We start from the raw sequence: 23552 nt of genomic DNA on the forward strand, positions 1-23552 counted from the left end.
CAGGGACAGCATGAATATTTCGCGTCCTTTCATTGAACGGCCCATCGCCACCACGCTGCTGACCATCGGCATCGCGCTGGCGGGCATGCTGGCGTTCAAGCTGTTGCCGGTGTCGCCGCTGCCGCAGGTCGATTACCCGACCATCTCGGTATCTGCCTCGATGCCCGGCGCCAGCCCGGAAACCATGGCGGCGACCATCGCCACGCCGCTCGAGCGCGCGCTCGGCGCCATCGCCGGCGTCACCGAAATGACCTCGTCGAGCTCGCTCAACTCGACCCGCATCACCCTGCAGTTCGACCTCAACCGCGACATCGACGGCGCCGCGCGCGACGTCCAGGCGGCATTGAATGCGGCGCGCAGCTTGCTGCCGTCCGGCATGCCGAGCAGTCCGTCGTACCGCAAGGTGAATCCGGCCGATGCGCCGATCATGATCCTGGCGCTGACCTCGGACACCATGACGCAGGGCCAGATGTACGACGCCGCCGACAGCATCCTGGCGCAAAAGCTGTCGCAGGTGCGCGGCATCGGCCAGGTCAGCGTGGGCGGCAGTTCGCAGCCGGCGGTGCGGATCGAGCTCAACCCGACCGCGCTCAACAAATACGGCATCGGCACGGCCGACGTGCGCACCGCAGTGGCCGCCACCAACGCCAATCGTCCCAAGGGCATCGTCGAAGACGGCGACCGCAACTGGCAGATCTACGCCAACGACCAGGTCAAGACGGCCGCCGAATATGCGCCGCTGATCGTCTCCTACCGCAACGGCGCGCCGGTGCGCGTGCGCGACATCGCCGAGGTCAAGGATTCGGTGGCCGACCTGCGCAACGCCGGTTCCGCCAACGGCAAGCCGTCGGTGCTGGTGATCCTGAACCGCCAGCCCGGCGCCAACATCATCGAGACCGTCGACGCCGTCAATGGCTTGTTGCCCAACCTGAAGGCATCGATCCCGCACGCCATCAATCTCGAAGTGATGATGGACCGCACGCCGACCATCCGCGCCTCGCTCAAGGACACCGAGAAGACGCTGCTGATGTCGATCGCGCTGGTGATCATGGTGGTGTTCCTGTTCCTGCGCAACGGCCGCGCCACGCTGATCCCGAGCGTGGCGGTGCCGGTCTCGCTGATCGGCACCTTCGGCGTCATGTATCTGCTCGGCTATACCCTCGACAACCTGTCGCTGATGGCGCTGACCATCGCCACCGGCTTCGTGGTCGATGACGCCATCGTGGTGCTGGAAAATATTTCACGCCATATCGAACAGGGCATGAAGCCTGTCAAGGCAGCGCTGATCGGCGCACGCGAAGTCGGCTTCACGGTGCTGTCGATGAGCATTTCGCTGATCGCCGTGTTCATCCCCATCCTGATGATGGGCGGCATTGTCGGGCGGTTGTTCCGCGAGTTCGCGGTGACGCTGTCGGTGGCGATCCTGGTGTCCCTGTTGGTGTCGCTGACGACTACGCCGATGATGTGCGCCATGCTGCTCAAACAAGAGAGCGAAGAGGAGCGCAAGCCGGGTCGTTTCTTCACTGCTGTCGAGCGCCTGTTCGACAGCATGCTGCGCGGCTATGAGCGCTCGCTGGCGTGGGCCCTGCGATTCTCGCCGCTGATGATCGTGATCCTGCTCGCCACCATCGCGCTCAATGTCTATCTGTACGTGATCGTGCCCAAGGGCTTCTTCCCGCAGCAGGACACCGGCCGGCTGGTTGGCGGCATCCGCGGCGACCAGTCGATCTCGTTCCAGGCCATGCGCATCAAGCTCAACGAATTCATCGAAATCGTGCGCCAGGATCCGGCGGTGGCCAACGTCACCGCCTTCACCGGAGGCGGTCGCCGCAACGGCGGCAGCATGTTCATCGCGCTCAAGCCGCTATCGGAGCGCAAGATATCCGCCGACAAGGTGATTGCGCGGCTGCGCATGAAGCTGGGCCACGTGGCCGGCGCCAGCCTGTTCCTGCAAGCAGTGCAGGACATCCGCGTCGGCGCACGCCAGAGCGATTCGCAATATGAGTACACGCTGCAGTCTGACGACCTTGAACTGTTGCGCACCTGGGAGCCGAAGATCCGCGTGGCGTTCTCCAACCTGCCGCAACTGGAAGACGTCAGCACCGACCAGCAGGACAAGGGTTTGCAGACCACGCTGACGATCGACCGCGAGACCGCCATCCGCAGCGGCGTCACGCCGCAGCTGATCGACACCAGCCTGAGCGACCTGTTCGGCCAGCGCCAGATTTCGACGATCTACAGCGGCATGAACCAGTACCACGTGGTGATGGAGGCCGCGCCGCAATACTGGCAAAGCCCGGAAATCCTCAACAGCACCTACGTCAGCCTGGCCAACAGTACGGCCAACCTGTCGCCGACCACCTCGGCGCTGGGTACGCCGCCGGCGCTGACGGCGGGCGGCAAGCTCAACTCCAATTCGTCGCTGGCGCTGACGCTGTCAACGGCGGCGTCGAAACAGGTGCCGCTGACCTCGTTCTCCAGCTTCGCGCCGACTACTACCTCGCTGAGCGTGAGTCACGAGGGGCAGTTCATTGCCTCGACGATTTCCTTCAACCTGGCCGAAGGCGTCTCGCTGTCGCAGGCCACCCAAGTGATCAACGACACGTTGGCGCGCCTGGGCGTGCCGACGGCGGTGCACGGCGCTTTTGCCGGTACCGCCAACGCCTTCCAGTCGTCGCTCGACAGCCAGCCCGTGCTGATCCTGACGGCCTTGCTGGCGGTGTATATCGTGCTCGGCATTCTGTATGAAAGCCTGGTGCATCCGATCACCATCATCTCGACGCTGCCGTCGGCCGGCGTCGGCGCGCTGCTGGCGCTGCTGGCGACCGGCACCGACTTCAGCCTGATCGCGCTGATCGGCGTGATCCTGCTGATCGGCATCGTCAAGAAGAACGCCATCATGATGATCGACTTCGCCCTGCAGGCCGAGCGCACGCGCGGCCTGTCGCCGCGCGATGCGATCTTCGAGGCGTGCAGCCTGCGCTTCCGGCCGATCATGATGACCACCATGGCGGCGCTGCTGGGCGCGGTGCCGCTGGCGCTGGGTACCGGCGACGGCGCCGAACTGCGCCAGCCGCTCGGCATTTCCATCGTCGGCGGCCTGATCGTGAGCCAGATGCTGACGCTGTACACCACGCCGGTGGTCTATCTCTACATGGAGCGGTTCCGTTTGTGGAGCAAGGGTTTGTTCGAGCGCAAGACCGGCAGACAAGAGAACACGGGAGCGGCGTGAAACGCCGCGCTCAAGGAGAAATGACAATGACATCCGTACTGCGCAAACGCGCTTTGATTCTGACGCCGCTGGTGCTGGCCCTGGCCGCCTGCTCGGTCGGCCCCGACTACGTCCGCCCGCAAACCGCGGCGGTGCCGACGGCCTTCAAGGAAATGAAGGACTGGAAGCCGGCCCAGCCGAATGAACTGGCCATGAACGGCAAGTGGTGGGAAATGTTCGGCGACCGGCAGCTCAATGCGCTGGTGGAGCAGATCGATATCTCCAACCAGAACCTGGCGCAGTCGGAAGCCAATTTCCGCAAGGCCATGGCGCTGGTGCAGGGCGCGCGCGCCGACTATTCGCCGACGCTGTCGGTGGATGCGTCGCGCACGCGTTCGCGCTCAGCAACCAGCAGCAGCAGCAGCAGCGGCAGCAGTTCCAGCTCATCGGTACGCGACAATTATTCCTTCTCGCTCAACGCCGACTGGGAGATTGATGTGTGGGGCCGTGTGCGCCGCAATGTCGAGTCGAACGAAGCCAGCGCCCAGGCCAGCGCCGCCGACCTCGCGGCAACGCGTCTGAGCGCGCAGGCGCAACTGGCGCAGAACTATCTGCAACTGCGCGTGCTTGATGCGCAACAGCAGTTGCTGGACGACACCGTCGCCGCTTACCAGCGCTCGTATCAGCTGACGTTGAATCAATACAACGCCGGCGTGGTCGCCAAGTCCGACGTCATTCAGGCGCAGACGCAATTGAAGTCGGCGCAGGCGCAGGCGCTCGACAACGGCGTGCAACGCGCGCAGCTGGAACACGCAATCGCCTTGCTGGTAGGTCAACCGGCCTCGACTTTCTCGATCACGCCGTCGCCGCTGGCCGCCGCAGCGCCGCCGATTCCGGTGGCCTTGCCGTCGATGCTGCTGGAACGGCGTCCCGATATCGCCGGCGCCGAACGCCGCGTCGCCGCCGCCAACGCCCAGATCGGGGTGGCGCAGGCGGCGTATTACCCGAGCCTGTCGCTGTCGGCCTCGGGCGGATTCCAGACTTCCAACGGTTTGGCCAACTGGTTCACGATGCCGAGCCGGGTGTGGTCGCTGGGGCCGCAACTGAGCCAGTTGATTTTCGACGGCGGCGCGCGCCGCTCGGTCACCGACCAGGCCATCGCCACCTATGACGGCGTGGCCGCGGCGTACAAACAGACCGTGCTGACTGCGTTCCAGGAAGTGGAAGACAACCTCGCCGCGCTGCGCATCCTCGAACAGGAAGCCGTGGTGCAAAACGAAGCGCTGCAATCGGCGCGCCAGGCCGTGACGCTGGTCACCAACCAGTACAAGGCCGGCACCGTCAATTACACCAGCGTGATCACGGCGCAAGCCACCGCGCTGACCAGCGAACGCACCGCACTGGATATCCTGTATCGCCGCATGGCCGCCAGCGTGTTGCTGACCAAGGCTCTCGGCGGCGGCTGGAGCGAGCAGAACATCGCCGACCTGGGCGCGCTGGCAAGTCAGTCGGAGAGCAGCAAGAAGAAATAGGATTGAACAAGTTTGCCGGATCGGCAAAAAGCGCAGCCTCGGTGCTGCGCTTTTTTTATGCAGCCTTGTCCATGTTCCAGACGACCTCTGCACGCACCGCGCCGCGCAAGGCGTTGCAGATCATCACGGCATCGGCGTGGCGTAATTCCTCGCGCGTGATGCTGCGCTCGGTCGCCGCCCACGCCGGATCCCGGAGCAATACCGAACGCATCACGCCGGGCAGCGCACCGGCCGCCAGTGGCGGCGTGTACCAGCGGCCGTCCAGTTGCACGAACACATTGCTGCGGCCGCCTTCGGTCAACTGATCGCGCTCGTTGAAGAACAGCATGTCGAAACCGCCGCGCCGTTCCGCCTCTTTCCAGGCGTCGTCGTAGGCGGTGCGAACCGATGTCTTGTGACGCAGGAAGAGGTCATGGCTGGCGCTCGGCGTCGGCGAGACGAACACCTTCACCGTCGCGTCCAATGCCGACAGTGCGCCTTGTTGCAAGCGGATCGCGCCATCGCGGAACAGGTCCAGCCGCAAGCGATGCGGGGTTGCGGGAGGCAGTTGCGCGCAGGCGTCGGTCAATCCGTTGCGGACGATCGTTTCATCGAATGTGAAATTGAAATACGCCGCAGAGTTTTGCAGTCGCTGCAAATGCAGGTCCAGGTGGCGGCAGCCGTTCTCATGGTCGGCGTGGATGGTTTCAAACAGGCTGAAACCGCTATCGAGTCCGGTCAGGAACGACGACTTCAAACGGCATTCGGCAAATTCATCTGCGGCCTTGCTGTCATGGACGATGCCGGCGCCCACGCCCATTTCACCCCGACGCACACCGTGTTGAGGCGCTTGCAGCACCAGCGTGCGGATCGGCACCGACAGGCAAAAATCGCCCAGCGTCCGTTCCGCCGGCGCGGCGTCGAACCAGCCGATCGCGCCGGTGTACAGGCCGCGCGGCGCCGACTCGAGTTCACGGATGATTTGCATGGTGCGGCGCTTGGGTGCGCCGGTGATCGATCCGCAGGGATAGAGCGCGGCGACCACGTCGGCGAGTTGCACGTCGTCGCGCAGTTGCGCCGTGACGGTCGAGGTCATCTGCAGCACCTGGCCGAAGCGGCCGACGGTAAACAGATGCGGCACTTGCACCGAGCCGGCGACGGCGACGCGACCGAGGTCGTTGCGCAGCAGGTCGACGATCATCAGGTTCTCGGCGCGGTTCTTTTCGTCGTTCGCCAACTGATCGGCGCGGCGGCTGTCTTCCGCAGCATCGTCATGCGCGGGCGCGGTGCCTTTCATCGGCTGGGCGAGCAACTTTCCTTGCGCGTGGCGCACGAACAGTTCCGGCGAAAACGACAGCACCCAGCGTTGGTCGGGCAGATGGATGAGCGCGCCGTAGGGCACCGGCTGGCGCGCGCGCAACTGCTTGTACAGACTGAGCGGTTTTCCCCAGGCGTCGAACTGCAGGCGATAGGTGTAGTTGACCTGGTAGGTGTCGCCGGCCGCGATGTAGTCGCGGATGCGCGCGATGTCGGCGCTGAAACGCTGCTCGTCGACGCTGGCGCGGACGTTGGCTACGCCGGCGGCGGCCGGGACGGCATCTTGTTGTTGCAACCACTCATCGGTCTGCGTCGCACTGAGGCGGCGACAGTCGGTGAAGAGCAGGATTTCCGCCAGCGGACCGGGCTGATCCGCATGCGCTTCAATGCCGTGCAAGCCTCCCCCCAGTTCGTAGCTGAACAGCGCCACGGCATGCAGGCCTTGCTGCTGCGCGTTTTGCATGCGGGCGAGCATCTCTTCCATACCGTTTGCATCGTGGCAGCGCAGCGTCGCGTGATAACCGGTGTACAGGCGCGAACGCGGTTCGTCCGTGCGCGCGTTGGCATCGTCGTGGCGGTAACTGTCGTCGAGCAGGGCGAAGCAAGGGAGAGACATAGTCGTGCGTGGTTCGGCCAAGAGTAAACAAGGGAAGGCAAGCTGCCGGCCAACGGCCGGGAGCGCCCGGCAGCATCATAGCTTAAACGGTATACTGGAACGTATTTCCGTGATGCAACGGGCTCGCTGCGCAGAGGTCCGAATCAACGCTGACTCAACCAATTTCCCATCCCATGGCTTTACAGCGCACATTCACCATTCCCCTCATCGTTGCTTGCGCCCTGTTCATGGAACAGATGGACTCTACCGTGATTTCGACCTCGCTGCCGGTGCTGGCGATCGACATGGCGGTCGATCCGATTTCGCTCAAGCTGGCGCTGACGTCCTACCTGGTCAGCCTGGCCGTATTCATCCCGATCAGCGGCTGGATGGCTGACCGTTTCGGCGCGCTGACGATTTTTCGTTCGGCGATTTGCGTGTTCATGCTCGGCTCCATCCTGTGCGGCGTCTCGCAAAGCCTGCCGGAATTCGTCGCCGCGCGCTTCTTCCAGGGCATCGGCGGCGCCATGATGGTGCCGGTCGGGCGGCTGGTGATCCTGCGCAGCGTCGACAAGGCCAACCTGGTCAAGGCGCTCAGCTACCTCACCATTCCCGCCATGTTCGGGCCGGTGCTGGGACCGCCGCTGGGCGGCTTCATCACCACGTATTTCCACTGGCGCTGGATCTTCTTCATCAATATTCCGATCAGCATCCTTGGCCTGTATCTGGCCACGCGCTTCATCGCCAACGCCAAGTCGGAAAGCGTGGCGCCGCTGGACTGGGTCGGCTTCGTGCTGTCGGCGCTGGGTTGTTCGATGGTGATGATGGGACTGGCGACCACCGGACGCCACCTGGTGTCGGGCGACATTTCTCTGGCCTGCGTGGTGCTCGGCAGCCTGTCGCTGGCCGCCTACGTATGGCACGCGCGTCGCACCGAACATCCGCTGATCGATCTCAAGCTGCTCAGGATCGAGACCTTGCAGGCCGGCGTCGGCGGCGGTTCGCTGTTCCGCCTTGGCATCGGCGCGATTCCCTTCCTGCTGCCGCTGATGCTGCAGCTGGGCTTCGGTTTCAGCGCCTTCCATTCCGGCCTGCTGACCTGCGCATCGGCGGCCGGCGCGATGTTCATGAAGACCATCGCCGCCAAATTCCTCAAGCGCTACGGCTTCCGCCGGGTGATGATCGTCAACGGCGCCTGCGGCGTGATGTCGCTGGCGGCGATCGGCTTCTTCACGCCGGCCACGCCGTATGCGGTGATGCTGATCGTGTTGTTGATCGGCGGCTGTTTCCGCTCGCTGCAGTTCACCAGCCTCAATGCGATTTCCTACGCCGATGTCGACAACAATCGCCTCAGCCAGGCCACCAGCATCGCCAGCGTGGCGCAGCAATTGTCGGTCGGCATGGGCGTGGTGCTGGGCGGTTTCGCCTTGCAGATGTCCAACCATTTACAGGGTCACGCTACCTTGGTCAGCCAGGATTTCTGGCCGGCCTTCCTGACGGTAGCGGTGGCCGCCTCGTTCTCGATCCCGCTGCTGATGCGCCTGCCGCCCGATGCCGGCGCTGAACTGGCCGGCCGCAATCAGGCCAAGGCCGGTTCGGCTGGCGCAACCTGACTATTCCACGACAGCGCCATGGCCCACATGCAGCTCAAATACAGCGTCTTTCCGATCAGCGCGATCCTGATCTGGTCGGGCAATACCATCGTCAGCAAGATGGCGGCAGGCGTGATCGAGCCGGCGGCGATGTCGTTCTACCGCTGGCTGATGGCCGGCTTGCTGCTGACGCCGTTTTGTCTGCGCGGGGTCTGGCGGCAGCGCCACCAGATTCGTCCGCATCTGTGGAAGGTCGTGGTGCTGGCGCTGTTCGGCATGGTGCTATACCAGAGCCTGGCGTACTTTGCAGCGGCCACGTCATCGGCCACCAGCATGGGCATGATCGCCTCGCTGATGCCGCTGCTGACCTTGTTGCTGAGCAGCATCCTGCTGCGCGAGCCCCCCACCTGGGGCACGTTGTTCGGCGGCATGCTGTCGCTGTTCGGCCTGACGATCCTGATCGGCAAGGGGCATCCGGCGCAACTGTTCACCAGCGGCGTGGTGTTCGGCGACCTGCTGATGCTGGTGGCGACCATCGCGTATGCCTTTTACAGCGTGCTGCTGAAACGCTGGGCGCTGCCGATCGCTACATGGCATTTGCTGTACCTGCAGATCTGGGTGGCGGTAATCCTGCTGCTGCCGCTGTGCCTGGCAGCGCCGTATTCACCGGTGACGGTAGCCAACCTGCCGCTGTTGCTGTATGCGGGCATTGCTGCCTCGATCATCTCGCAAGTCCTGTGGATGAACGGGGTCGCCCATCTGGGTGCGACGCACTCGATCATGTTCATGAACTTGTCGCCCATCTTTACCGTCATAATTGCCATGGTGGTGCTGGACGAGGCGCTGCATTCGTACCACGCCGTCGGCGGCGGCATTACGCTGGCCGGCGTGGTGCTGGCGCAGCTGATCAAACGCCGGATCGTACGGCCGGCGGTCTGACGAACAAACAGGAAAGCAGGCGCAAACATGAACAACGCAAACATGGTCGTCAATTGCACGGCCTACAAGAACGGCAAGAAGCTGCGCGACATCACGATCGAGGAAATCAGCGACGTGCTGCTGGAGGAGAACACCTTCGTCTGGGTCGGCCTGCTGGAACCGAGCGTCGAACTGATGCGCCAGATCAAGGAAGAATTCAACCTCCACGAACTGGCCGTCGAAGATGCCTACGCCGCCCACCAGCGCCCCAAGATCGAGGAATACGGCGACACCTTGTTCGTGGTGTTGCAGACCGCGCAAGTGGTCGACGCGGTGGTGCAGTTCGGCGAGACCCACATCTTCGTCGGCGCCCGCTTCGTGGTGTCGGTGCGGCACGGTTCTTCCAAGAGCTACGCCAAGGTGCGCGAGCATTGCGAAATGCTGCCCGAGCGCCTGGTCCGAGGTCCCAGCTACGTGCTGTATTCGATCATGGACTTCGTGGTGGACAACTACGGTCCCATCATGGACGATCTGGAAGAGCGTTTCGACAAGTATGAAGCGGAGCTGTTCGATCGGGTGTCCGAGCAAGCCCACTTGCAGGACCTCTACCAGCTCAAGCGCCAGCTGATCAAGATCCGCTCGGCGGCGGTGCCGTTGCTGGACGTGTGTACGCAGCTGCTGCGCTTCCACGAGAACATCATCACCAAGGATGGCAAGGTCTATTTCCGCGACATCTACGACCACGTGGTGCGCCTCATCGAGACCGGCGATCGCCTGCGCGAAATGGTGGCGGCGGCGATGCAGATCGAGCTCGCCCAAGTGACCATACGCCAGAACGAAGTGGTCAAGCGCCTGGCCGGCTGGGGCGGTATCCTGGCGATCCCGACCATGATGTTCAGCCTGTACGGCATGAACTTCAAATACATGCCGGAGCTGGAATGGCACTGGGGCTATCCGACCGTGCTGATCGCCATCGGCGGCTCGTGCAGCTGGCTGTACTACCGCTTGCGCAAGGTTGGCTGGCTATAAAAAATCCAGATGGAAAAAAAGGGCGGTGTGGAATTCCACATCGCCTTTTTTACGTCCTGCGCAATCAGTCGAAGCGCAGGTTGTACAGCACGTTGAGGCCGTTGATGGTGCCGGTGCGCGCCACCAGCGACCAGCGCCGCGACAGTTGCCAGGTGGCCTTGGCGATGCTGGCCGCGCCGGTCAGGCTTTGCTCGTAGCCGAGCGAGAGTTTTTCGGAGATCGACTTGCCGAGATTGACCACTTGTTCGTCGGACAGGCCCGATTCGCTGGCGCCGATCGAGAACTGGTCGAGGCCGATGTCCTTGGCGATCTTCTTGCCGCCGTAGTTGCCGACGAAGGCCAGCGCCTGGCTGCTGGCGCTGCGTTGACCCAGGCCTGAACTGTCGCTGCCGTGGCCGAACATCATCCACGAGAGTTTTTCATCATCGGGCACGTTCGGTTCCGACACCAGGCGCACGCGCGGCTGGTTGGCGTTGCCGGTGACTTCGACGCCGGCTTCGACGTCCTGGTTGCGGCGCATGGCGAGGATGTTCAGGTTGGGATTGCTGATCGGCCCCTGGAAGTTGATGATGCCGCGCTCGATGTTGAGCTTGGTGCCGAAGGCCTCGTAGGTGCCTTCGCTGACGCGCACGGTGCCGGTGGCGCGCAGCGGCACCAGCGGCTCGCTGCGCACGTTCATTTCGCCGCGCAGCTTGAGGTCGGCGCCGCTGCCGTTGAAGCGGAAGTTGTTGCCGAGGTCGACCACGATATTCATCACCGGCGCAAAACGTCCGGCCGGTTTTTCGGTCGCGGCCGTGAGTTTTTCCTTTGACGTTGCGGCCGCGCCGGCCTTGGCGCGGGACTTGCCGTCCTTGTCCTTGCGCACGATCACGACGTCGTCGCCGAGCTTGGGCGCGCTGCTCTTGGGCAGGTCGAACAAGGCCTTGTCGACCACGAACTTGCCGTCGATGCGCAACTGCTCGTTGACGTTGGCCAGTCTGGCCTGGCCCGACAGCATCAGCTGGCGATCGGGACTGGCGAACAATTGCAGGCGGTCGGCCACGATGGCGGCGTTGAGGTCGGGATCGGCGTCGCCCAACTTGACCTTGCCGGTGGCGCGCAGCGTGCCTTCGCCGCCGTGGAATTCGATCTGGCGCAGGTCGATCACGTTGTCGTCCATGACGATGCGCACGGTGCCGTCCTTGAGCTGGATGCCCTGGTCGAACAGCGTCACCGCCAGGCTGTCGCCGTTGATGGCGCCGGACAGGCGCGGCTTGTCCAGCGTGCCGGCGGCATTGATGTCCATCGCGAGCTTGCCGTCCAGGCTGTATTGCGGACCGAGCAGGGCGCCGATGGTCTTGACCTCCGGCACGTTCAGGCGCGCGTGGGCGGTCAGCGGCGAGTCCGGCAGCAGCGTCAGCACGCCATCCTGGCGCAGCAGGCCGGCTTGGCCCTGGGCCTCAATGGTGCCGATGCGGGAGGCTGTCACGCCACCGTTGAACTTCGCTTCATGACCGGCAAGATCGAGGCGCAGTTGCAGCGCCGACAGGCCCAACGCGACTTGCGAAGCACCGGTATTGACCGAGACGTCGCCGCTCTTGCGCAGCACCTGGAAGAAGCCGGATGCGGTTTCGGCGAGCGAGAAATTCCAGTCGGCGTCGAGCACCAGGTCGGTCTTTGCCGGCGGTGCAGCAGCAGATGCACCGCTCATCTCCCGCACCAGCTCCAGGATGCGGCCGACGTCGAGGGCCTTGGCGCTGCCTTCCGAACGGATACGGCCTTGCTGGTAGCTCAGGCTGCGCAGGTCGATCGCCATGCGGTCGACATTGAGCCGGGTGGCGCCTGCCACCAGCGTGTCGGCAGCGAGCGTGAGACTGAGCGGCGCAGCCAGCGCGATGCGCGGCAAGCCCTGGTTGTCGAGTTTGTCGATGACGCCGTTCCAGCCGTAGCCGTTCTTGTCCTGGGTGACCTTGCCGTGGGCGTTGAGTTGCAGCGCCAGCGTCTGGTTGCGTACGCGGCCGTCGGCCTGCACGGCCAGCTTGTGCTCGCCAAAGGTACCGGACAAGTTCAGTTTCAATTGTTTGAGCGCGGCGTCCGGGCCGCTGTAGCCGTCGCCATCAATGCTCAGTTGCAGCTTGTTGCTGGCGGATGCCGCACTCGCATTCAGATCGGTCTGCAGGTCGGCCTGGCCGTCGACGCGGTTCAGGTGGTGCGGGCCGAAGGCCAGTTGCCGGCCGCTGTAGGTCGCACGCAGATTGGGACGCTGCATGCTGCCGGTCAGTTGACCGTCCAGCTTGAGCAGGCCGGCAACGCCGAAACCCAGCCGCGCCAGTTGAGGTGCATCGATGTGGATGTCGAGCTTGTCGGACGGCGCGCCGAACGCACCCTTGAGCTGCAGCTGGTTGCCTGCCACCAGCATATCGAGACTGCTCGGCAGCAGACGCTTGCCGGCCAGTTGCAGCTTGCCGCTGCCGCTCATGGGCAACTGGTCATAGCTGCTGTCGTGGATGATGAAATTGAGCCTGGCCTGCAGTTCGGGCGAGAGCGAACCGGCGGTGTCGAAGTCCATGTTGATGCGCGCGCTGATGGCGTGCGCCGCAGTCCCTGCCTTGGCGTTGGCCGGCGCCTTGCCGGTCTTCATCCACAGCGAAGGATCGAAGTTGGCCAGCTTGCCCTTGAAGGCGTATTCCATGGCGCCGACCGTGCCCAACGTGCCGGCCAGTTCCAGTCGCGCCTTCTGCGCGGTCAGCAGCACTTGTTTCAGCGTGACTTGTTCGGGCGTGACGGCGGCGTTGGCCTGGATGCTGTATTGCGCATCCTGCAGCTTGAGCATGATGTCCTGGCCGCCCGGCTTGAGGACGACATTGAGCGGCCCGGCCAAGCGGGTCGGCTTGAGTTCGCTGTGGATCGCCTGCAGGTCGAGGCCGGCGACGTCGAAGTCGAAGCGGCCGGCCTTGTCCGCCGGATGGAATTGGCCTTTGCCGGTCAGGGTTGCATTCTTGAGCAAGGCGATGCGCAAGTCATCCAATTGCTGACTGTCTACGCCGAGGTCGACCCTGGCCTTGATTGAGGTCAGCGGCAGCCGCTGTTGGTCGAGACTGCCGGGGATGGCGTTGACAATATCGACCGGACCGGCCACGCGCAAATTCTCTGCCGTCGCGCCGGCTACCGGCGCCAGATCGGCACGCAGTTGCAGATCGGCTTTCGGCGCGCCGTTGCTGAAGGCTTGCGGATTGACGTGCTGCAGGTCGACCTTGGCGCGTTTGAGCGGCACCGTGGAAAATGGCGTGGCTACGATGTCGGCCTTGCCGTTGAGTTTGTCGCCGGTGGCGGTCAGGGCGATGCCGAGCTCTTGCAATGAGCCGGACAATTGCGCCGCGAGCTGGAATTTTTCAGAGCTCTTTTCCTGTTGATCCTGTTGATCCTGTTGATCCTGTTGATACAGGCCCGCCAGCTCAATGCCGCCGTTAAGTGCAAACGGCTGCTTGCCGTTCAGGTGCAGCAGCGCGGTGGCTTGACCAAAGGCGGTGGTCAGCTTGTCCAGCACCAGCGTGTGCTGGACGCCGTCCGAGGTGCCATGCAATTGCAGGCCGCTCAGTTCGGTGACGGAAGTGCCTTGCTGCAGGATCAGTTTTTGCAGCGAGACGTCGTTCAGGTTCAGTGCCAACGGTAGACTGAGCGACGACGGCATGACGGTCGGCGTCGGCGGCGACGGTTGCTTGTTGATGTCGACGGTGCCGACGCGGAGATAGCTGACGGTCAGCCGGCGCTGTCTCAGCGACAGATCCCAGGCGGCGTCGATGCGATCGATGTCGAGCTGCATCGCGGCGTCGCGGTAACGCAGATTGCGCAAGTGGACGCCGTCCGCCAGACTGCCGCCGCCGTGCACGCCGGACAATTTCCCCTGCATGCTCCAGACCGCCAGACGCCAGGCGCTGCGCGTGCCGCTGTCGGTGCCGACCACCCACGCCAGCGTCGCCGCCAGCGCCAGCAACAACGTGGCGACGGCGAGCAATACGTAAAGCACCCAACGGCCGGCGCCTTCGCGCCCGGGCTCGGGCGCTTGCTGGTCTTCAGGACGATCGGTGGCGGTTGGTGCGGTCATGCTTAGGTCGGGTAAAAGTGATGGATGGTCAACGGCATCAGAAAGCGATGCCCAGCGAAATATGCGGACGGATCTGCTTCTTCTGCACGCCGTAGGCCAGGTCGAGGTTGAGCGAGCCGACCGGGCTGCGCCAGCGCGCGCCGGCGCCGACGCCGTTGTAGAACGTCTTGTTGTTCCAGTTGTCGGCGGCGGCGCCGACATCGTAGAACACCGCCGCGCCCCATTTTTCGGTGAACCAGCGCTGGTACTCGGCGCTGCCGGTCACCAGGTATTTGGTTGGATAAACAGTGCCGTTGACTTCATTGCCGATGCTTTGGTAACTGTAGCCGCGCACCGAATCGTTGCCACCCGCGCGGAACAGCAGCGACGCCGGCACTTCGGACGCCGAGCCTTTGGTGAACACGCCGCCGAGCTCGGTGCGCAGGATGACCAGGTCGCGCCTGGCTACCGGGAGGTATTGCTTGAATCGTCCATACAGGCGGCCGAAGGTTTGGTCGGTGATTACGCCCTTGACGGCGAAGCCGGTTTCCAGCGTCAGCAGGTTGCCCTTGCGCGGGAAGATGGGATCGTCGACGTTGCGGCGCGCCCACGAGAATCCCGGCACCAGCGCCTGGTGCGTGCCTTGCGAAACGACCGTGTCGGCCGGCAGGGTGGCGCCGTTTTCCTGTTGCAGCTGGTCGCGGTAATAGGTCAGCGTATAGGCGGTATCGTAGAACTCGCCGGTGCGGGCGCGCTTGATGCCGGTGCGCAGGCTGCGCAGGTCGACGCCTTCGAGACGGGTGCGTTCCATCGAGGCGTTGACGCTGTTGACGAAGGCCTTGCTGTCGGGCGGCATGGCGAGGTTGAGCAGGCCGTACTGGCGCTTCTGTTCGAGCCGCAACTGGCTGTCGAAGACATATGCCTTGTTGAATACGTTGTAGTGCGAATAGCGGCCTTCGACCTGGGCGCCGGTGTCGGTGGCGTAACCGAGACCGGTACGTATGCGCTGGGTTGCGAACTCGGTAACCTGCACTTTCACGGGCGCCATGTCGGCATTTTCCGGATCGTTGTCGATGCCGACGATGGCGTTGCTGAAGTAGGGGGTGTTCTGGATCTGGCGTTGCAGCGACAGCAGGCGGTTGACGTCGTACTCTTCGCCGACGTTGAGCGGGTTGACGTTGCGGATGATGCTTTCCGGATAGCGCTTGGTGCCGCTGATCTGCAGAGGACCGAGCGTGAAGCGCGGGCCGCTGTCGTAGTGCACGCTCAGGTCGGCCTGCTGGTCGTCCGGATCGATGCTGGCCTGCGACTCGGCGATACGGGCGGCGGCGTACTTGTGCTGCTGCAATTTATCGAGGCCCTGGTTCTTGGCCTTGTCCCAATCTTCCTGGCGGAACGGCGCGCCGACCGGCAGCGCCCAGGTTTCCCGGATATCGCTGACACGTGCCGGGTCTTGTTCGGCGGCCGCGCCGGAGACGCCGACGTCAGCCGAGTTGATCTTGGTCTGCGGGCCGGCGTCGACATGCAGCTGCACCACTTTTTCCTGCTTGCCGTCCTTGTCCAGACGGACTTCGGTCCTGGGCGAAAAATAACCTTCGGTCGAGGCCAACTGCACCACCTGGTCGCTGACGGTGTCGAGCAGGAACTGCAATTGTTCTTCGCTGAGGTCGGCGCGGTCCTGGTAGCGCACCAGATCGAGGTGTTCTTTCAGGATTTTCTTGAGCGTATCGGGTGCGGTGATCTCAACCTTGTAGGCGGCATGCGCCGCGCCGGCAGCGCAGGACAGGAGGGCAATCGCTAATCGGCAAGTCCATTTCATCGGGTGTTCGTTGGTTCTGGTTTTTTGTAATCGAGCACTTGCCGGGGCGTTCAGGCGGAAGTGCGGTTAGGATGTAGGTTGTGGCCCTGCCGGAGGGGATTAGTTCCCCTGCAACGCACATGGCTATTGGAGCAGCGAACGGACGTGCGAACGGTCCTTCGCGACCACCAGCCGCCATTGTATCCGGCAAAGCGGCGGACGCAATGAAGCAAGCCCTGTACAGGGCATTTTTGAGATTTTTCTTAAACGTCGCTGGACGTTAGGACGCAGAAAAGGAGCAAGGACGTGAACGCGCAAATCCCGGCAACCGAAAAAGCCACGCAGGAAACCCTCGTTTCCGTGCATCGCTGGACCGACAAACTGCTGACCTTCCGGACCACGCGACCCGCTGAATATCGTTTTACGCCCGGCCAGTTTGCGCGGCTGGGCTTGCAGGTCAACGGCGAAATGGTCTGGCGCGCCTATTCGATCACCTCGGCCGAGACCGAAAACGAATTGGAGTATTACGCCATCGTGGTTCCCAATGGCCTGTTCACCACCGCGCTCAACGCCCTGAAACCGGGCGATCCGGTATGGCTGGAAAAACTCAGCTACGGCTTCATGACGCCGGACCGTTTCAGCGGCGGCGACGACTTCTGGATGCTGGCGACCGGCACCGGCCTGGGACCGTATGTCTCCATCCTGCAGCAGCGTGAAGTTTGGCAGCAATTCCGCAACCTGGTGCTGGTGCACTGCGTGCGTCACGAAGAAGAACTGACCTACCGGGAAAAATTTGAAAGCTTGCGCGAGCAGGCGGCAGCCCAAAACCTGCCGGGCCGCTTGCAGCTGATCCCCATGACCACGCGCGACGATGGCGCCGCACATCCCGACCGCCTGCACGGACGCATCACCAGCGCATTGCGCGATGGCAGCCTCGAACGCAAAGCCGGGCTGGCCATCAATGCCGACGCATCGCGCCTGATGGTCTGCGGCAATCCCGACATGATCACCGAAGTGCGCGAGATCCTGCGCGAGCGCGGACTCGGCCCATGCCGCCGCGCCGGCGGAGGGCAGTTCATCACTGAAGATTATTGGTGACGGCGGTGAGGATGCGCAACTGACGCGCATCGCGCGCCCTTTGCAGAACGCACGCGCAATGCCTGCTGGCGAAGCAGTCCGTTGTGGATTTGCCTAGCGATAATCGAAAGACACCAGCACGCTGCTGTGCATTGCGGCCGCGTCGATGTTCGCCGCCTTGCGCAAGGTCGCCGTCAACGGAACGGACATCGCCTGCTTCCCCTTGAAACTGTAGTTGATCACATCGCCCGGGCCGACCGGCGCCGCGCCATGGCTGATGGCAACTTCCGCACCGGCAACACCGCCGTCGAACGTCTTGCGGCCGGTCGCCGTACCCATGTCCTGCATCGAAATCTGCACCGACTGATTAGCGTTGCAATATACGTTCAAGGGGATCTTGCCGCCGGTGCGTGACGCGGCCAGCGTTTTCATGTCTATCGTTTGGTTTTGTACGGTGCAAGCCGGTTCGACTATCGCACCGGAAAAGCGTATGGTTCCTCCAACGGCGAAAGCCAATGAAGAGCACGTGCTGATGAGGCCAAAGACGGCAAGGCGCTGGAAGCGGGTGGTGGTGGACATGGCAAAGATACTCCTCGAAAAATTGGCTGCTGAAACGGGCTATGCAATCCGATGGTATATCGAATTTTTTCGAGAGTTTGAGAGGGTATTGCTTGTGATTTATTGAATTTTTTCTAGATTATATGTCGCGATAATTTTGTTTGCTGTTGCTTTTTCACAATTAAAAAAAATTGCAAAAAAATATTTTTCGCCGCGCTTCATAGGAGAAAAAACGCTTTGCGCAGATTGGCGAAAAAGCAGCCGGGAACCAAGCAAGACGGCGGCCACTCCAGATCATATATTTTTTGAGGGGCATATCGCACATGCACGATGTGCGTATGGTTGAAGCCGCTAAGCGTGCAAATTAATGATAGGAGAATGTATGAGTTTAATTTTGAATAAGGTTCTGCAAATCGCGATTGCGGACGATCATCCGGTGGTGCTCAATGCACTCAAGCATGAGCTGGGCCGCCTGCCGGAATTCCGTATCGTGCTGATGGCGCACACCGGCGATGAACTGCTGGAGTCCTTGCAGCGCACGCCATGCGAAGTGGTCATCACCGACTTCGCCATGCCGACCGACGAGAAGGACGAGGCCGACGGCTTCGTGCTGATCAAGCGCATCCGCGCCGAGTTTCCGTCCACCAAGCTGATCGTCTACACCGCCATGAGCAACAGCGCCGTGGTCAAGCGCCTGTATCGCATGGGCGTCTTCTCGGTCATCAGCAAGAAGGAAAAAGCCGACGAACTGGTCAACGCCTGTCTGGCCACGCAATCGACCAAGCAGGTTTATTTCCCGGTGTCGCTACGCGGCGAACTCGAAATGAGCTGGGCGCAAGGCGACGCGTTCACGCAAAACAAAGAGCTCACCATGAGCGAGCTGGAAGTAATGCGCCTGTTCGTCGGCGGCTGCTCGCTGGGCGATATCTGCGATCGCCTGTCGCGCACGCCCAGCACGGTCAGCACGCACAAGAACAACGCCATGCGCAAGCTGGGCTTGTCTACTGACGCAGACTTGATCAAGTACGCGTACGCAACCGGCATGATCTGATTTTTATCTCCCGATAAAAATTTTGGTGTTCGCAACAGTGGCACACGCGACAAAAAAAGATTGAAGCTGCCAGGGAACCGCGATGGATCCCGTCCGTCGCGAAAGTAGCCAACAATCGTCTTCGACAGAGCGCAGCAGATGGGGCGCGCTCTTTCTTTTCTTCCTTTTCCGGTTTTTCCTCCGCAGCTTGTGATGCGAGATGCGCGCGTCCCTTCTTTCTTCTCTTCCTGAAAACCATTCTTTTCCGCACACGGAATCGTAGTGCCGGAGCAGGGAACGCCGTCAAAACTCATTTTTGACGGCGCCGCGTCGCGCCACGCTCTGCAATATTCGTGCTTGTCTCAATGGATTTCTGTCGGATTTTTTCACCAAAATCAGTTTGAGATTTTTCTTATATTTTTGGTATCGGTGAATCCCTATGATGCGTCCTGTGATGAATTTGTCAGAGCAACAAACCGACATGTTCAACGCAAGGTCGCGCTACGCAATGCAACGTCGTCCGGCGTTATCGGATGAATGTGTGGCGAGGTTTTTTGCAGGTTCAGGCATCTGCATGAATTGCGAAATTTTTTAAATTCAATTTGGAGTATCACCATGAAAAAAATCATCCTGTCTTCTTTGCTGGCGGTTGCAGCTGCGCCAGCCGTTTCCCAGGCGGCTGACGGCACCATTACCTTCAACGGCACCATTACTGCCCAGACCTGCACCATCAACGGCGGCACCCCGAGCTTCGCAGTCAACATGCCGCGAGTGCCAACCACGGCGCTGGCAACCGCCGGCCAAACCGCTGGTGTTGTCAACGATTCGATCAGGATCACGCTGACCGGTTGCTCCCAAAACGGCGCTAGTCCTGCCGCAAACGGCGCTGTGCGCGCTTTCTTCGAAGGTGGCCCGACAGTTGACGCCACTACCCGCCGTCTGCGGAATTCAACAGGTACGGCTACCAACGTTCAGGTCGGCCTGATCAATCAGGACGGTACGGATGTCGCTGTCGGTGCAGCTTCGCAAAACACCCAGTACGTGCCGCTCGCCGGTGCCGCCGGCTCCGGCGCTGCGACACTCGTGTACGGCTCCAAGTATGTGGCAACCGGTGCAGCGACAGCCGGTACGGTCATCACCAGCGTTCAGTACAGCCTCGACTTCCAATAAGTCGTTCGGTTCAAAGAAGAGGGCCAGTCTTCGGCCGGTTTTCTTTGATGCCATCTTTATGCTGGAACCCGGGTGTCGGGCATCGCTCCGTCACCCGGATTCATCGCAGCGAAAAAGGATTCAAATGAAACGCAACATAACAAGAACGGCCGTTGCCTTGTTGCTGGCGGCCAGCACTGCCTCCAGCTGGGCAAGCGTGATCATCCACGGCACACGCGTCATTTTTCCGTCCAGCGAAAAAGAAGTCTCGGTGCGCCTCAGCAACGAAGGCGTGTCCCCCGGCCTGGTGCAGATGTGGATGGACGCCGGCGATATCAGCGCCAAGCCGGATGAAACCAAGGTGCCGTTCATCCTGACGCCGCCCCTGTTCCGTATCGAGCCGGGCAAAGGGCAGACGCTGCGCGTGATCCATACGCGCGAACCCCTGCCGCAGGACAAGGAAACGATTTTTTACCTGAACCTGCTCGAAGTGCCGCCGCGTCCGGTCGAGCTGGAAGAAGAAAACGCCAACTTCATGCAGATGGCTTTCCGTACACGCATCAAGGTGTTTTATCGTCCCAAGGCGCTGGATAACCAGGACGCGTATTACAAGGGGCCGGCGCAATTTGCATGGACTGTCGTGCGCGAAGGTTCCGGCTACGCGCTCGAACTCAGAAACCCCACGCCGTATTACTTCAGTCTCATCAATGCCGGCCTGGCCTCCAACGTGGAAGGCGGACCCGACATCATGAACAGCGAGGGCGGTATGGTGGCGCCAGGCGGCACCCAGAAGTTTCCGCTCAAGGACCTCAAGAGCATGCCTGCCGGCGGGCAGAAAGTGAAATTCGAATTCCTGAACGACTACGGCGGCGCCGTCGTTGGCGAAGGAACCGTATCGAAGTGATCGCAACGGGACTCGAAGTCTTATGCAGATCATCTCTTCACCATCATTGAAACGCAGAAAGCCCTCGCAAGAGGACACGGTAGAAACCATGGAACCCATTCGACAGACATTCAAGCGCAAGCCGTTGTGCAACATGATCCTGGTCATGCTTGCGGCGCTGCCATCCTGGGCCGCGCATGCAGAGAAAAAGCCGACTGCATTGGCGCAGGCGCAGTTCAACGATCAGTTCCTGTTGCGCAAGGATGGCAAGTCGGTGGATTTGTCGCGCTTCAAGAACGGCAATCCGGTCCAGGCCGGCACCTATCGCGCCGACGTTTATGTGAACGAGGCGTGGATGGGGCGGTCGGATGTGGTGCTTCGCAGCGTCAGCGATGATCCGAACAACGTCGTGTTTTGTGCCGACCGTTCTTTCCTCGACATGGCCGGCGTCGACTTTGAAAAACTCTCGCCCGAGGCGCTTGCGACCATCAAGCAAGCTACACCGGAAAGCTGCCTCAAACTTGAGGAGCTGATCCCCAGCGCGACCGCGTTGTTCGACAATGCCGAATTGCGCCTGAACGTCAGCTTGCCGCAGATATCAGTGCGCAGGCAGGCGCGCGGCTACGTCAATCCGGAATTCTGGGATCGCGGCGTCAATGCGGCGATCCTCGGCTACAACTTCAATGCCTATCGCACCAGCACGCCGGGCCTGCAGTCCAGCACTTCCTATTACCTGGGCCTCAACGGCGGCGTCAACCTCGGCGACTGGCGTCTGCGCAATTTTTCGGCGTTGACCAAGCAAAGCAGCGGCGACACAAGGTTCCAGAACACCGCGACCTATTTGCAACGCGATCTGACCGACTTGAAAAGCCAACTGACCATCGGCGATACGTTCACGCCGGGCCAGTTCTTCGACAGTTTTTCGTTCCGCGGCGTGCGGCTGGCCTCCGACGACCGCATGCTGCCCGATTCCCTGAGCGGGTATGCGCCGGCGGTGCGCGGCATCGCCAGGACCAACGCCAAGGTGACGGTGTCCCAGAGCGGCAACATCCTCTACGAAACCACGGTCGCGCCGGGCCAGTTCGAAATCAACGACCTGTACGCGACCGGTTACGGCGGCGACCTGTCGGTGGTGATCACGGAAGCCGACGGCAGCCGCAGCAGCTTTACCGTGCCGTATGCATCCGTGGCGCAATTGCTGCGTCCCGGTGTCGGCCGCTACAGCGTCACGGCCGGCCGCACACGCGACAACGGACTGCCGCAGGTCAATTTCGTCCAGGCCACCTATGAGCGTGGCATGACCAACAGTCTGACGCTGTTCGGTGGCGCCCAGGTCGCAAACGATTATCTGTCGGCGGTCGGCGGCACCGCGTTGAATACCGGGATCGGCGCGTTTTCAGCAAGCGTGACGCAGTCGAACGCCAAGGTCTCGGAGCAGGACGTGCGCTCCGGCCAGAGCTACCGGGCCGACTACAGCAAGCTGTTGAAGGATATCGGCACCAACCTGTCGCTCGCGGCGTATCGCTATTCCAGCAGCGGCTTCATGCGCCTGCAAGATCTGCTGCAGGCGAAAGATCTGGTCGCCAAGGGATTCCCGGGCAGCCGGATTGATCGCCAGCGCAGCCAGCTGCAACTCCTGGTCAATCAATCGCTGGGCGAAAAGAACGGTTCTTTTTACCTCAGCAGCTCCATGCAGAACTACTGGAATCGCGACGGATCGACGATGCAATACCAGGCCGGCTATAACAACAACTGGAAGATGATTTCCTATAGCGTCTACCTGCAGCGCCAAAAAGACCTCGCATCCGGGGCCACCAGCACGCAGTACTACGCCAGCGCTTCCATGCCGCTCGGACGCGAAGTGCATTCGCCAACCCTGAGCACCAGCGTCAGCAAGGACAGCGCCGGCGGGAGCAGCCTGCAGTCAACCCTCAGCGGCGTGCTGGGAGAGGACAACGCTTTCAGTTACGGCGTGAGCGCCAGCAAAAGTCCGTTTTCGTCGAATGCATCGGTCAACGGCCAGTACCGGGCCGCTTACGCCAACGTCGGCGGCAGCTACGGTTATACCAATGGCGGTGCGACACAGATGTCGGCGCAGGCGTCCGGCGCCGTCGTCGCCCATCCCGGTGGCGTCACTCTGGCGCAGTCCGTGGGCGAAACCATCGGCATCGTCGAAGCGCGCGACGCCGAAGGCGCATCGGTCAATACCGCCGGCGTGAGGGTGGACGGCCGCGGCTACGCCGTCGTGCCTTACATGACGCCATACCGCCTCAATGAAATCGCCATCGATCCGAAAGGTTCGTCGACCGACGTCGAACTGGCGCTGACCAGTCAACGCGTGGCGCCGAGGGCAGGCGCGGTCGTGATGTTGAAGTATCCGACCGTGACCGGCCGTTCCATCCTGTTCCAGGTGACGCTGCCGAACGGCGACGGCGTCCCCTTCGGTGCCGAGGTGCTGGATGCGCAGGGCAATTCGGTCGGTCTGGCCGGGCAGGGCGGCCGCGTGTTCGTACGCGCCTCGAACGAGGATCAGGGAAAGCTGCTGGTGCGCTGGGGCGAAGCGGCGAACGCGCAATGTTCGGTGCAATACCAGTTGCCGCCGCGTCCAAAGGACGCCAAGGGCATCGTATTCGACACGGCCGAGGCACGCTGCGAGTTTCTGCCGCAAGAAGCCGGCAAGAAGCAGGATCTGAAGATCGGAAAGACCGCAGGAACAAGTGTGACGCGCTGACCGGCCGTATGACAGTATGACCGTATCGCGCATATGAAAAAGCCGTCCACAAGACGGCTTTTTCATTGCAAAAATTACCGCAGAACCGGG

14 protein-coding genes are annotated in these 23552 nt (G+C 62.0%); 10 read left to right on the plus strand and 4 right to left on the minus strand.

What is annotated here, in order from left to right; translation table 11 throughout:
• The first annotated feature begins 10 nt into the window (after positions 1-10).
• On the plus strand, positions 11-3232 hold the full coding sequence (locus tag DXT88_RS08545; protein WP_265212690.1) for an efflux RND transporter permease subunit: 3222 nt from the start codon (positions 11-13) through the stop codon (positions 3230-3232).
• A 20-nt stretch (positions 3233-3252) separates the two neighbouring features.
• Positions 3253-4743 carry an efflux transporter outer membrane subunit gene (locus DXT88_RS08550; RefSeq protein ID WP_265212692.1) on the plus strand — a complete coding sequence of 497 codons (1491 nt, stop codon included), beginning with the start codon at positions 3253-3255 and terminating at the stop codon, positions 4741-4743.
• 55 nt (positions 4744-4798) lie between these two features.
• Here DXT88_RS08550 and pabB read toward each other — a convergent pair whose 3' ends face one another.
• Positions 4799-6655, minus strand: a complete 1857-nt coding sequence (pabB, locus tag DXT88_RS08555; RefSeq protein WP_265212694.1) for an aminodeoxychorismate synthase component I — start codon at positions 6653-6655, stop codon at positions 4799-4801.
• A gap of 173 nt (positions 6656-6828) precedes the next feature.
• Here pabB and DXT88_RS08560 point away from each other — a divergent pair, with 173 nt between their 5' ends.
• From DXT88_RS08560 to corA, 3 genes are read left to right on the plus strand one after another with little or no spacing between them, the layout of a single operon-like run.
• A complete protein-coding gene (locus DXT88_RS08560; protein ID WP_265212696.1) occupies positions 6829-8247 on the plus strand; it encodes an MFS transporter in 1419 nt (472 codons plus the stop codon).
• 18 nt (positions 8248-8265) lie between these two features.
• Positions 8266-9165 carry a DMT family transporter gene (locus DXT88_RS08565; RefSeq protein ID WP_407649290.1) on the plus strand — a complete coding sequence of 300 codons (900 nt, stop codon included), beginning with the start codon at positions 8266-8268 and terminating at the stop codon, positions 9163-9165.
• A gap of 27 nt (positions 9166-9192) precedes the next feature.
• Positions 9193-10173, plus strand: a complete 981-nt coding sequence (corA, locus tag DXT88_RS08570; protein ID WP_265212698.1) for a magnesium/cobalt transporter CorA — start codon at positions 9193-9195, stop codon at positions 10171-10173.
• A gap of 64 nt (positions 10174-10237) precedes the next feature.
• Here corA and DXT88_RS08575 read toward each other — a convergent pair whose 3' ends face one another.
• The gene (locus DXT88_RS08575) at positions 10238-14257 is read right to left on the minus strand and encodes a translocation/assembly module TamB domain-containing protein (protein ID WP_265212700.1); all 4020 of its coding nucleotides are present in this window, start codon (positions 14255-14257) and stop codon (positions 10238-10240) included.
• A gap of 37 nt (positions 14258-14294) precedes the next feature.
• On the minus strand, positions 14295-16055 hold the full coding sequence (locus DXT88_RS08580; RefSeq protein ID WP_265212702.1) for an autotransporter assembly complex protein TamA: 1761 nt from the start codon (positions 16053-16055) through the stop codon (positions 14295-14297).
• 285 nt (positions 16056-16340) lie between these two features.
• On the opposite strand from DXT88_RS08580, the gene DXT88_RS08585 reads away from it, so the two are divergent.
• Positions 16341-17132, plus strand: a complete 792-nt coding sequence (locus DXT88_RS08585; RefSeq protein ID WP_016836376.1) for a ferredoxin--NADP reductase — start codon at positions 16341-16343, stop codon at positions 17130-17132.
• Between the two features lie 93 nt (positions 17133-17225).
• Here DXT88_RS08585 and DXT88_RS08590 read toward each other — a convergent pair whose 3' ends face one another.
• Entirely contained in the window at positions 17226-17690 is a 465-nt protein-coding gene (locus DXT88_RS08590; protein ID WP_157137998.1) for a fimbrial protein, read from the minus strand.
• A 361-nt stretch (positions 17691-18051) separates the two neighbouring features.
• On the opposite strand from DXT88_RS08590, the gene DXT88_RS08595 reads away from it, so the two are divergent.
• The 4 genes from DXT88_RS08595 to DXT88_RS08610 all read left to right on the plus strand — a co-directional run bounded on the left by DXT88_RS08595 (position 18052) and on the right by DXT88_RS08610 (position 23462).
• Positions 18052-18720, plus strand: a complete 669-nt coding sequence (locus DXT88_RS08595; protein WP_265212707.1) for a response regulator transcription factor — start codon at positions 18052-18054, stop codon at positions 18718-18720.
• 594 nt (positions 18721-19314) lie between these two features.
• Complete coding sequence (locus DXT88_RS08600) at positions 19315-19869, plus strand: fimbrial protein (RefSeq protein ID WP_265212709.1); 555 nt, start codon at positions 19315-19317, stop codon at positions 19867-19869.
• Positions 19870-19993: 124 nt separating this feature from the next.
• Complete coding sequence (locus tag DXT88_RS08605; protein WP_265212711.1) at positions 19994-20752, plus strand: fimbrial biogenesis chaperone; 759 nt, start codon at positions 19994-19996, stop codon at positions 20750-20752.
• A gap of 88 nt (positions 20753-20840) precedes the next feature.
• Positions 20841-23462, plus strand: a complete 2622-nt coding sequence (locus DXT88_RS08610; protein ID WP_265212714.1) for a fimbria/pilus outer membrane usher protein — start codon at positions 20841-20843, stop codon at positions 23460-23462.
• The last annotated feature ends 90 nt before the right edge of the window (positions 23463-23552 follow it).

Origin of the sequence: Herbaspirillum lusitanum (assembly GCF_026127345.1) — a bacterium.
In the GTDB taxonomy this organism is placed as follows: Bacteria; Pseudomonadota; Gammaproteobacteria; order Burkholderiales; family Burkholderiaceae_D; genus Herbaspirillum; species Herbaspirillum lusitanum.

Bases quoted from the DNA above. Each gene is read 5' to 3' on its own strand.
- DXT88_RS08545 (WP_265212690.1), top strand. From the start codon at position 11: ATGAATATTTCGCGTCCTTTCATTGAACGGCCCATCGCCACCACGCTG.
- DXT88_RS08550 (WP_265212692.1), top strand. From the start codon at position 3,253: ATGACAATGACATCCGTACTGCGCAAACGCGCTTTGATTCTGACGCCG.
- pabB (WP_265212694.1), bottom strand. From the start codon at position 6,655: ATGTCTCTCCCTTGCTTCGCCCTGCTCGACGACAGTTACCGCCACGAC.
- DXT88_RS08560 (WP_265212696.1), top strand. From the start codon at position 6,829: ATGGCTTTACAGCGCACATTCACCATTCCCCTCATCGTTGCTTGCGCC.
- DXT88_RS08565 (WP_407649290.1), top strand. From the start codon at position 8,266: ATGGCCCACATGCAGCTCAAATACAGCGTCTTTCCGATCAGCGCGATC.
- corA (WP_265212698.1), top strand. From the start codon at position 9,193: ATGAACAACGCAAACATGGTCGTCAATTGCACGGCCTACAAGAACGGC.
- DXT88_RS08575 (WP_265212700.1), bottom strand. From the start codon at position 14,257: ATGACCGCACCAACCGCCACCGATCGTCCTGAAGACCAGCAAGCGCCC.
- DXT88_RS08580 (WP_265212702.1), bottom strand. From the start codon at position 16,055: ATGAAATGGACTTGCCGATTAGCGATTGCCCTCCTGTCCTGCGCTGCC.
- DXT88_RS08590 (WP_157137998.1), bottom strand. From the start codon at position 17,690: ATGTCCACCACCACCCGCTTCCAGCGCCTTGCCGTCTTTGGCCTCATC.
- DXT88_RS08595 (WP_265212707.1), top strand. From the start codon at position 18,052: ATGAGTTTAATTTTGAATAAGGTTCTGCAAATCGCGATTGCGGACGAT.
- DXT88_RS08600 (WP_265212709.1), top strand. From the start codon at position 19,315: ATGAAAAAAATCATCCTGTCTTCTTTGCTGGCGGTTGCAGCTGCGCCA.
- DXT88_RS08605 (WP_265212711.1), top strand. From the start codon at position 19,994: ATGAAACGCAACATAACAAGAACGGCCGTTGCCTTGTTGCTGGCGGCC.
- DXT88_RS08610 (WP_265212714.1), top strand. From the start codon at position 20,841: ATGGAACCCATTCGACAGACATTCAAGCGCAAGCCGTTGTGCAACATG.